Consider the following 9,695-nt stretch of genomic DNA (forward strand, 5'->3'; position numbering starts at 1 on the left):
AGGGAAGATCTCGCGCCACTGGCGCCGGGGTATCAGCCCGGACAGGACTGCGAACCAGAACCGGTCGGCGGTCTCATAGCGGACCGGTTCGGCCAGCTGGCGACGCAGGACAGCGTTCTCGTGCCGCAGCACCAGCAGTTCCGCCTCCTTCGCCGTCCCGCGACGCAGCAGCACCGATGAAGCCGTCAGCAGCTTCCGGGCCACCTTGCACAGCAAGGACACGATCACGGAGGACATGATCCCAGCGGACTGACCGCATCCAGCTCACCTGCGGCGATGACTTTTCGAGCGGCACAGGCCGGGTTTGGTGAGTGAGATGACGCTGGTGCGCCGGTCCTCGGCGGAGACGCCGCGTGCGACCACGCCCGCCGCGACCAGACGGTCGATCATGCGCATCGCGGTCGACGGCTGGACTCCCAGTTCTCCTGCCAGCCGGGAGAGGTTCAGTGGCCCCTGCTGTCGAGGACGACCAGCATCCGGAACTGCGGCAGTGTCAGGGACTCCTCGACCGCGGCCAGGGACCGGGCGGAGACGGCGACGAGGAGACGGGACGCGGTGAGCAGGGCGGTGACCATCGCCTCGGCATCGGACGCGGAGGTTGGTGAACGGCGCGAGATACGCCCCTTTCTACCGTCCCGGCCCGCGACATGGCGCACGTGCCGAATCCCGGACGCTGATCGGGCCAGTTGAGCGGGCGCTGTGTGTACCGCGGATGGCCGGATCTACATTCACCAGCCGGTCAGAAGCAGGTGGTTGAGGAGCAGGGCGAGAGCGGCTTGTGCCGTCAGCCAGGCCCGGGGCCGGGTGAGGAGTGCGCACGCGGGCAGCAGCCACATCGCGAACGGCAGCCAGATCCGTTCGGTCTCGGCCTTGCTCATGCCGGACAGGTCTGCGACGAGCAGCGCGAGCAGGGCGGACAGTACGAGCAGGGCGAGGCGTGCCTCGGTGGAGGGGAGACCGGGGGCGCCTGGCCGGGGGAGGAGGCGGGTGCGGTCCCGGATGAGGGTGGCGCCGGCCCGTCGCAGGCCCGCGGCGGTCGCGAGGCCGGTGATGAGTACGGTGCAGGCGAGGTTCGCCCACACCCAGTAGCCGTAGGGCCGGATGCCGCCGGCGCCCTGGTAGTAGCGCTCGACCAGCAGCCGGTATGCCTCCCACCAGTTGAAGCCGGCGAGGGTGAAGGTGGCCGGGACGACGGCGAGCCCGGCGAGCAGAAGGGGAAGCCCCCTGGTCAGGTTACGGACCCGGCCCCGCGAGACCACCAGTACGCCTGCTGCGATCAGTGCGATCAGCGTGAGCCCGTAGGAGAGATAGCCGGTCAGGCCGAACAGCAGCCCCGAGCCGAACGCCGCGGCACGGGCTCGGGGCCTTTTGCGCCCCGACACCGCGAGGGCGAGCAGCGCCACGGACCAGGCGGCGATCGCCGCGAAGTACCCGTCGGCCGATGTGCCCATCCACACAGCGTTCGGCGCCAGCACCAGGAACGGGGCCGAGCGCCGCGCCAGGTCTTCCCCGGCCAGGGTGCTCAGCGTCACCAGCACGGCGACGCAGGCGGTGGCTCCGACGGTGATGCACCAGGCCCCGGCCCAGCCCCCGCCGCCGAGCCCGATGCGGTCGAGGAGGACGAAGGTGAGGGTGGCCGCCGGTGGGTGCCCGGCGGTGTGCGGGGGCCAGTGTTCGGGGGAGTGGAGCAGGATGTGGTGGGTGAAGTCCTTCAGAGCGGCCGGGATGTCGTGGAAGCGGTCGATGACCTGCAGGTACTCATAGCGCGTGGTGAGCCGGACGGCGATGCCCCGGTGCCAGCCGTCGACGAGGGCGAGGGACCACGTCCAGGCCATGGCGGTGCCCCAGGCCATGGCCAGCAGGGTGCGCCACGGCAGCCGCGTGGCCAGAGGCGGTCCGTACGCCACCACGGCGGCCGCCACCGTCAGGGCGGCCGGGGTGCCGGGCCCGAGGTGCGGGTTCCAGGTGGCGTACAGCGGGGGCCAGCCGACGAACAGTGTGTGGCTGGTGTGCTGGATGTGGCGGCCGATCAGCACGGCCGCCACGACCAGCAGGGCGGCGGCCACGGAGGCGAGCAGATCACGGACGAGAGCGCGGGTCACACCGGAACGCTAGGCCGCAAGGCGACGGTCCGGGCGGCGCGCGGCCCGGACGTCAGCGTTTCGTCATGGGTCGCGAACCCTTTCAGGGGCGGCCCGGGCCTACGGTCGGATCATGGCACGCTCTCCGTCCTCCCCTTCGTTCTGGCGCAGCCCGTTGCGCGGTCCGTGGTTCACTTCCGTTCTCGGTGTGGTCCTGCTAGGTGGGATCACGGTGTTGTTCGTGACGGGGCTGGTGTCGTACGCCGCCTACAACCCGGGCCTGTCGCCGGTGAACGACAAGACGCCGGACAAGGGGATCCTCGGCTTCTACCTCTTCCCCTGGCCGACTGATCCGCCCTGGCTGTACCGGTTCACCCAGGGCGTCCACGTCACGCTCGGCGTCACGCTGATCCCCGTCCTGCTGGCGAAGCTGTGGTCGGTGGTGCCGAAGCTGTTCGCGCTGCCGCCGGCGCGATCACTCGCCCACGCCCTGGAGCGGATCTCGCTGCTGCTGCTGGTCGGCGGTGTGCTGTTCGAGTTCGTCACCGGTGTGCTCAATGTCCAGCTCGATTACGTCTTTCCCGGCTCTTTCTATCCGCTGCACTTCTACGGTGCGTGGGTGTTCTTCGCCGCGTTCGTCGTGCACGTGGTGCTGCGGGCGCCGACGGCCGTGCGCGCACTCCGCACCGGTCTGCGGGAAGGGGAGTCGGCGTCCGAGCTGACGTCCCCGCGGTCCGATCCGCCGACCGTCTCCCGGCGCGGGGCGCTGTGGCTGGTCGGGGGCGGCTCGCTGCTGCTGTTCGGGACGACGGCGGGGCAGAGTTTCGACGGGCTGCGGGCCACAGCCCTCCTGGCGCCGCACGGTGGCGCCGATCCCGGCAGTGGTCCCGGCGGCTTCCAGATCAACAAGACGGCCGCGTACGCGGGGATCGAGGCCACGGAAACAAGCGAGGAGGCGTGGCGGCTGATCGTCACCGGGCGCTCGGGGACCGTTCGGCTGAGCCGGGCCGACCTGCTGCGACTGCCCCTGCACAGCTCGGCACTGCCCATCGCCTGCGTGGAGGGCTGGTCGACTTCCGACCAGTGGTGGAGGGGGGTACGGCTGCGGGACCTCGCCGTCCTCGCCGGATACGACGCGGACGCGGTGCCCGATGTCCTGGTGGAGTCCCTCCAGCGACGCGGCGCCTTCCGCCGGGCCGCCCTGCGCGCCAACCAGGTGGCGGACCCGCGCTCCCTCCTCGCCCTGTACGCGAACGGCGAGCCGCTGACCCCCGACCACGGCTACCCGGCCCGGGTCATCGTGCCCGCCGCGCCCGGTGTGCTCAACACCAAGTGGGTGTCCCGGATGACGTTCGGAGACCTCTGATGAAAAGACGGCTCCCTCCCCTCGGCAGCCCGCGCCAACTCCTCCTCCTGGCCTGCTCGTTCACGCTGGTCGGCTATGCAGGGGCGCGGCTGCTCGCGGGCGACTGGTTCGGGGTGGCGCTGTGGTTCGTGGGGGCGGCCGTCCTCCACGACCTGGTGCTGCTGCCGCTGTACGCGGTGGCTGACCGGACGGCCGTACGGGCGCTCGGCGTGGTGGGCCGCCGGGAGTGGGCCATGTACGTGCGTGTGCCGGCCGTCCTGTCCGGACTGCTGATGCTGGTGTGGTTCCCGCTGATCAGCGGCCAGGTGGCGGGCCGTTACCGGTCCGCCACCGGGCTCTCGGCGGATGGTTTCCTCGTCCGCTGGCTGCTGATCACGGCCGTGCTGTTCGGCGGCTCGGGGCTGCTGCTGGTACTGCGGCTGCGCAGGGCGACGAAGCAGCGGCCGCCGACCGTCCACTGACCGATGGCATGCCACCCGGAGCGGTCCGCGTGGCGCAGCAGGGCCGGGGTGCCCAGGCGGGCCCAGGGGAACAGGGCGCCGGTAGTGTGCCCTGTGTCGGAGACGTGGAGGACCTGGACACGGACACGTTCGTCGACGTCCACGGGTGCCGTCTCGGCAATCAGCAGCCCATGTGGGGCGAGCAGTTGGGCCAGCCGGTGGAGCAGTGCGCGCGGGTCGCCGCCGATGCCGATGTTGCCGTCCATGAGCAGGGCCGTGCCCCAGCGGCCCTCGCCGGGGACCGGGTCGAAGACGGAGCGGCACAGCGCTGAGCCGCCGAGCCGGACGGTCCGGTCGACGGCGGCCTCGCTGACGTCTATGCCGAGGGCGCGTCGCCCCTGCGCGGCGAGCGCCGCCACCAGTCGCCCGGGCCCGCATCCCACGTCGAGCACAGCGCCTTCGCAGCGGCCGAGCACCTCCAGATCGACCGCGTCGGCGGCTGCGCACCACCGTTCCACCTCCAGCGGCAGCAGCCATCCGTCCGTCCGTCGTAGGAAGAGCGGGCCGCGACCGGTGCGCAGGGCGTGGGAGTAGGGGTCGTCCGCGCTCCAGGGGGGCGTGGCCGGTGGTGAGATCGAGATGTCGTGCGTCGTGCTCATCGGCCCGTGACCTCCGTCAGCCGGGCGAACTCCGCGGCGAACCGGCTGTGCGGAGCGGACGCCGCGACGGCCTCGGCGTCCAGGGCCGTGTCGACGTCGCGCAGACGGGGCAGATCGCGCACGCGCAGGCCCGCCGCGACGAGCCGTTCCCGCTGGACGGCTCCTGTCACGGCCGTCGACATGGGCACGCCTCGCAGCAGGCCGGGATCGGGGTCGGCGAGTCCCAGGGTCCAGAAGCCCCCGTCCTCGGCGGGGCCGATCCACGCGTCGCAGTCGGCGAAGTCCACGGTGAGGAGTTCGGGTGTCACCTGGGGGGTGTCCATACCGATCAGCAGCGCCGGGCCGTCGCACCCGGCGAAGGCGTCTGCCAGCCGCTCGTCCAGCCCGCCCGCGCACTGCGGTACCACCTCGAAGCCGGGCGGCAGCCAGTCGCCCGGTGCCCCGTCGAGCACGAGGACGCGCCGGGACGCGGGGGTCACCGCCACGGTGTGCAGGGTGTCTGAGAGAGCCGCCTCGGCGAGGGCCGCCGCCTCCGGAGGGGTGAAGGGCGGGGTCAGCCGGGTCTTCACCCGCCCCGGCCGCGGCTCCTTGGCGATCACGAGCAGCGTGGCCGGCATGGTCGTAGTCGGCACGGTCAACGAGGGACCCCTCCTCCTGCGGATGATGTGGTCGGTTCCGCCAGCACCCGGCGCATGTCGCGCACCGCCTGCCATGTGCCGCGCCAGGTGCCCGTCACCTTGGAGGCGCCGGTGCGCGGCAGGTACGGGACGTCGTGCTCGGTGATCCGCCAGCCCGCGTCGGCGGCCCGTACGACCATCTCCAGTGGATAGCCGCTGCGCCGGTCCGTGAGGCGGAGGTCCAGCAGTGCCTGGCGGCGGGCCGCGCGAAGCGGGCCGAGGTCGTGCAGGCACAGCCCGGTGCGGCGCCGCAGCATCCGGGCGAGCGCGAGGTTGCCGACGCGGGCGTGCGCCGGCCATGCGCCCCGGCCCTGCGGGCGGCGTCGGCCGAGCACCAGATCGGCGGCACCTCCGCTCACCTCGCGCACGAACGGAGACAACAGCGAGGGGTCGAGGGACGCGTCGCAGTCGCAGAAGCACACCACGTCGGCGGTGGCGGCGGTCAGCCCCGCGTGGCAGGCGGCGCCGAAACCGCGGCGCGGCTCGTGGACGACCAACGCGCCCAGCTCGCGGGCCAGCTCCGCCGAGCCGTCGGTCGATCCGTTGTCGACGACGAGGGCGCGCCAGCCGTGCGGGATGCGGCCGAGCACCCAGGGGAGGGCGTCGGCCTCGTTCAGGCAGGGCAGGACCACATCGACGTCCGATGTTGTGGGAGAGGTCATCACGGCTCTCACCCTACGGGCGCGAAAGGGTCATTTCGGGCTTCGGGTCCTTACGAAACACGGACGTCGGCAGTGGGAGGCGGCGTCAGAGGGGATGCGGTGCGAGGCTGGCTGCATGCAACAGCCGTACGAGCCGATGGGGACAGGGGCCGCCGAACACCGGCCGGCCGATGCCGCCCGCATCCTTGTGGTGGAGGACGATCGCACCGTCGCCGAGGTCGTCTCGGGGTATCTGGACCGCGCCGGGTACGTCGTGGACCGCGCCGGGGACGGGCCGGCCGCCCTCACCCATGCCGCCGCGCACTGGCCGGACCTGGTCTTGCTGGACCTGATGCTGCCGGGCATGGACGGCCTGGAGGTGTGCCGCCGGATGCGTGGCCGCGGGCCGGTGCCGGTCATCATGCTCACCGCGCGCGGCGACGAGGACGACCGGATCCTGGGCCTGGAGGTGGGCGCCGACGACTACGTCACCAAGCCGTTCAGCCCCCGGGAACTGGTGCTGCGGGTGGAGTCGGTGCTGCGCCGCACACGGCTCGCCAGGACCTCCCACGAAGTACGGCCTCTGAGTGCTGCGGGTCTCACCGTCGACCCCGCCGCCCGCCGCGCCACCAAGAACGGCAGCGAACTCGCTCTCACCGTAAGAGAGTTCGATCTTCTCGCTTTCTTCCTCCAGCACCCGAACCGTGCGTACAGCCGGGAGGACCTGATGCGCGAGGTGTGGGGGTGGGACTTCGGTGACCTGTCGACCGTCACCGTCCATGTCCGCCGACTGCGCGGCAAGGTCGAGGACGACCCGGCGCGGCCCCGCCTGATCCAGACCGTATGGGGCGTGGGCTACCGCTTCGACCCCGCCGACGGCGAGGAGTGACCGTGCACGACATCCTCCTCATCGCGCTGTTCGCCTTCCTCGGCGCCGCCGTGGCCGGGGTGCTCGGGGCGTGCGTCCTGCTGCTGGTCCGGCGGCGGTCGCTCACCGCCTCGCTCACCGTGGTGGCCGCCGTCGCCGTCACCGCGATGCTCGCGGGCACACTGTCCGTGGCTCAGGCGATGTTCCTCTCCGCCCACGACCTGACCGTCGTCACGACGGTGGTCGCGATGGCCGCCGTCGTCTCCCTGGCCACCGCGCTGCTGCTCGGCCGCTGGGTCGTCGCCCGCAGCCGGGAGCTCCAACTCGCCGCTCGGTCCTTCGGTGACGGCGGCGACTTCGCGGCCCCCGACGTCCCGGCCACCGCCGAACTCGCCGCGCTCAGCCACGAGTTGGCTGCCACCAGTGTCAAGCTCGCCGATTCCAGGGAGCGCGAGCGTGCCCTGGAATCCTCCCGGCGCGAGCTCGTCGCCTGGATCTCGCACGACCTGCGCACCCCGCTCGCCGGCCTGCGCGCCATGTCCGAAGCCCTGGAGGACGGCGTCGCAGCCGACCCCGACCGCTACCTGAAGCAGATCCGCACGGAGGTCGAGCGCCTCAACGACATGGTCGGCGACCTCTTCGAACTCTCCCGCATCCACGCCGGCGCCCTCGCCATCACACCCTCCCGCATCTCCCTGTACGACCTGGTTGGCGACGCCCTGGCAGGGGTCCACCCGCTGGCCCGCCAGCACGGTGTGCGGCTGGTGGGCGACCGCATCGAGCCGGTGCCGGTCGAAGTCGACGGCAAGGAGATGAGCCGGGTGCTGGGCAATCTGCTGGTGAACGCCATCCGCCGGACACCGGCCGACGGAACGGTCGCCGTCGCGGCCGAGCGCTGCCCCGACGGTGTCACCCTGTCCGTCACCGACGGCTGCGGCGGCATCCCCGAGGAGGACCTGCCACGCGTCTTCGACACCGGCTGGCGCGGCACCCACGCCCGCACACCCCCGGCCGGCGCGGGCCTGGGCCTCGCCATCGTCCGCGGCATCGTCGAGGCCCACCACGGCCACGCCGCCGTACGCAACATCCCCGGCGGCTGCCGCTTCGAGGTGACCCTTCCCGCGGCCGAGGGATGAGACCGCGGGGCTACCGGGAACACTCGCCAGGCAGCCGAGCCCGCGGTGCTACCGAGCACACTCCCCGCGCAGCCGAGCACCCGCGAACTCCCGCATTCCCTCCTGGAAACCGACCGCGGGCTTCCAGCCCAGTGCGGTCCGCAGCCGCGACGAATCCGCCGTGATGTGTCGGACGTCCCCCAGCCGGTACTCCCCGGTCACGACGGGCGCGGGCCCTCCGTACGCCACGGCCAGCGCGCGCGCCATCTCAGCAACGGTGTGCGGCTCGCCGCTGCCGGTGTTGTACACGGTCAGCGCGCCCTCGGCCGCGTCCGCCTCCAGCGCCGCCACATTGGCCGCTGCCACGTCGCGTACGTGCACGAAGTCCCGCCGCTGGCGTCCGTCCTCGAATACGCGGGGGGCCTCGCCCCGGGCGAGCGCCGAGCGGAAGAAGGAGGCCACACCCGCGTAGGGAGTGTCCCGCGGCATGCCCGGCCCGTACACGTTGTGGTAGCGCAGCGACACCGCCGCCCCGCCCGCCGCCCGCGCCCATGCCGCTGCCAGGTGCTCCTGGGCCAGCTTCGTCGTCGCGTACACGTTGCGCGGGTCGGCAGGCGCATCCTCCCCGACCAGCCCACAGCACAACTCCTCGCCACACACCGGGCATGTCGGCTCGAAGCGCCCGGCCGCCAGGTCGGCGACGTCCCGGGGGCCCGGCCGCACCATCCCGTGCCGCTCGCAGGTGTACCGACCCTCCCCGTACACCACCATCGACCCGGCCAGCACGAGCCGCCGAACACCCGCGTCCGCCATGGCCGCAAGGAGTACGGCGGTGCCGAGATCGTTGCGGGACACGTACTCCGCGGCGTCGGCGAAACCGCTGCCCAGCCCGACCATCGCCGCCTGATGACACACGGCGTCCACCCCGCGCAGAGCAAGGGAGACTGCCTCCCCGCTCCGCACGTCCGAGCCGGCCTCTCTCCGCACGTCGAACACCACGGGCTCGTGCCCGCGCGCCGTCAGCGCCTCCACAACATGGGACCCGATGAACCCGGCACCGCCGGTGACCAGTACGCGCATGCCGCCCACGCTAGGCCCCGACTCCGCCGCACCGCAGGACCACGCTCGCCATGTCACGAGTCCGTAAGACAAAGTCTCACCTCTCGCGTTCTTTCTGTCGCCCCTGGCACGCTGCTTGTGAGGGCTGTCGGCCGGCTCGCCGCCGAGACCGTGCCGCTCGTCACCGCGATGCATCGTGGCTTTCTGCGGGCGGTCGAGGACATCTACCGGCGCGTGGTCACCGCCGTCTCCGGTACTCCCCGCTTGGCATCGACACGCGCCGGCAGACGACTCAGCGCGCGGTGCGGCAGTTCACCGACCGTGGGATCGGCTCGTTCACCGACAAGGCCAACCGCACGCGGCCGATGACCACCTATGCCGAGACGGCCATACGCACGAGCACCGGCCACGCCTCCGTCGAGGCGCACGCCGACTGGCTGCTCGTCGTCGACCTCGGCCTCGTCGTCTCCGACGACCCGCATGAGTGCTCGCTCTACGCCCCCGGGGAAGGCAAGATTCTTGCGCTCGACGGGCCCGACGGCGCCCGGACGGCCGAGGCCGAGCACGCAGTCGACGACGGCCGCACGGTCCGCGTACGCGCCGCCGGAAACCCTCGACGAGGCGCGAGGTGCGTGGGCGTTCGCGTCGCCTGGGTCAACTGGCGCCGACGCCACCAGGTAACAGCCTGCCGCAGCCTGTGGGTGCCGGAAATTGTGTCACCCGAGCTGACCTGCTGGTTCGATCTGTCAAAGCTCAGCAGACCGCGAGCAGTTCTGAGGCAGCATGCTG

9 protein-coding genes and 2 pseudogenes are annotated in these 9,695 nt (G+C 72.1%); 4 read left to right on the top strand and 7 right to left on the bottom strand.

Annotated elements, in window-relative coordinates; all coding sequences use genetic code 11:
* The 3 genes and pseudogenes from ABTY62_RS47090 to ABTY62_RS47100 form a co-directional block, all read right to left on the bottom strand.
* A pseudogene (locus tag ABTY62_RS47090) lies at window positions 1-228 on the bottom strand (hypothetical protein); the annotation flags it as partial.
* A gap of 69 nt (window positions 229-297) precedes the next feature.
* Window positions 298-575, bottom strand: a pseudogene (locus ABTY62_RS47095) (MarR family transcriptional regulator); the annotation flags it as partial.
* Window positions 576-728: 153 nt separating this feature from the next.
* The gene (locus tag ABTY62_RS47100; protein ID WP_352135561.1) at window positions 729-2,102 is read right to left on the bottom strand and encodes a hypothetical protein; all 1,374 of its coding nucleotides are present in this window, start codon (window positions 2,100-2,102) and stop codon (window positions 729-731) included.
* Between the two features lie 112 nt (window positions 2,103-2,214).
* Here ABTY62_RS47100 and ABTY62_RS47105 point away from each other — a divergent pair, with 112 nt between their 5' ends.
* Complete coding sequence (locus ABTY62_RS47105) at window positions 2,215-3,447, top strand: molybdopterin-dependent oxidoreductase (RefSeq protein WP_352135562.1); 1,233 nt, start codon at window positions 2,215-2,217, stop codon at window positions 3,445-3,447.
* Between the two features lie 316 nt (window positions 3,448-3,763).
* Here the strand turns inward: ABTY62_RS47105 and ABTY62_RS47110 are convergent, their stop codons facing one another.
* From ABTY62_RS47110 to ABTY62_RS47120, 3 genes are read right to left on the bottom strand one after another with little or no spacing between them, the layout of a single operon-like run.
* A complete protein-coding gene (locus tag ABTY62_RS47110; RefSeq protein ID WP_352135563.1) occupies window positions 3,764-4,546 on the bottom strand; it encodes a class I SAM-dependent methyltransferase in 783 nt (260 codons plus the stop codon).
* Window positions 4,543-5,163 carry a TIGR04282 family arsenosugar biosynthesis glycosyltransferase gene (locus ABTY62_RS47115; protein WP_352135568.1) on the bottom strand — a complete coding sequence of 207 codons (621 nt, stop codon included), beginning with the start codon at window positions 5,161-5,163 and terminating at the stop codon, window positions 4,543-4,545. The genes ABTY62_RS47110 and ABTY62_RS47115 overlap by 4 nt, the downstream gene beginning before the upstream one ends.
* Before the next feature lie 17 nt (window positions 5,164-5,180).
* Window positions 5,181-5,885, bottom strand: a complete 705-nt coding sequence (locus ABTY62_RS47120; protein ID WP_352135564.1) for a glycosyltransferase family 2 protein — start codon at window positions 5,883-5,885, stop codon at window positions 5,181-5,183.
* A 115-nt stretch (window positions 5,886-6,000) separates the two neighbouring features.
* Between ABTY62_RS47120 and ABTY62_RS47125 the strand changes: the two genes are divergently transcribed.
* Both ABTY62_RS47125 and ABTY62_RS47130 read left to right on the top strand, forming a co-directional pair.
* Complete coding sequence (locus tag ABTY62_RS47125; protein WP_502997666.1) at window positions 6,001-6,753, top strand: response regulator transcription factor; 753 nt, start codon at window positions 6,001-6,003, stop codon at window positions 6,751-6,753.
* Between the two features lie 2 nt (window positions 6,754-6,755).
* Window positions 6,756-7,868, top strand: a complete 1,113-nt coding sequence (locus ABTY62_RS47130; RefSeq protein WP_352135565.1) for a sensor histidine kinase — start codon at window positions 6,756-6,758, stop codon at window positions 7,866-7,868.
* Between the two features lie 48 nt (window positions 7,869-7,916).
* Here ABTY62_RS47130 and ABTY62_RS47135 read toward each other — a convergent pair whose 3' ends face one another.
* A complete protein-coding gene (locus tag ABTY62_RS47135; RefSeq protein WP_352135566.1) occupies window positions 7,917-8,927 on the bottom strand; it encodes an NAD-dependent epimerase/dehydratase family protein in 1,011 nt (336 codons plus the stop codon).
* A 281-nt stretch (window positions 8,928-9,208) separates the two neighbouring features.
* On the opposite strand from ABTY62_RS47135, the gene ABTY62_RS47140 reads away from it, so the two are divergent.
* A partial coding sequence (locus ABTY62_RS47140) for a phage minor capsid protein (RefSeq protein ID WP_352135567.1) occupies window positions 9,209-9,695 on the top strand: 487 nt, incomplete at its 3' end.

This window comes from Streptomyces sp. NPDC097640, from assembly GCF_040302705.1.
Taxonomy (GTDB): domain Bacteria; phylum Actinomycetota; class Actinomycetes; order Streptomycetales; family Streptomycetaceae; genus Streptomyces.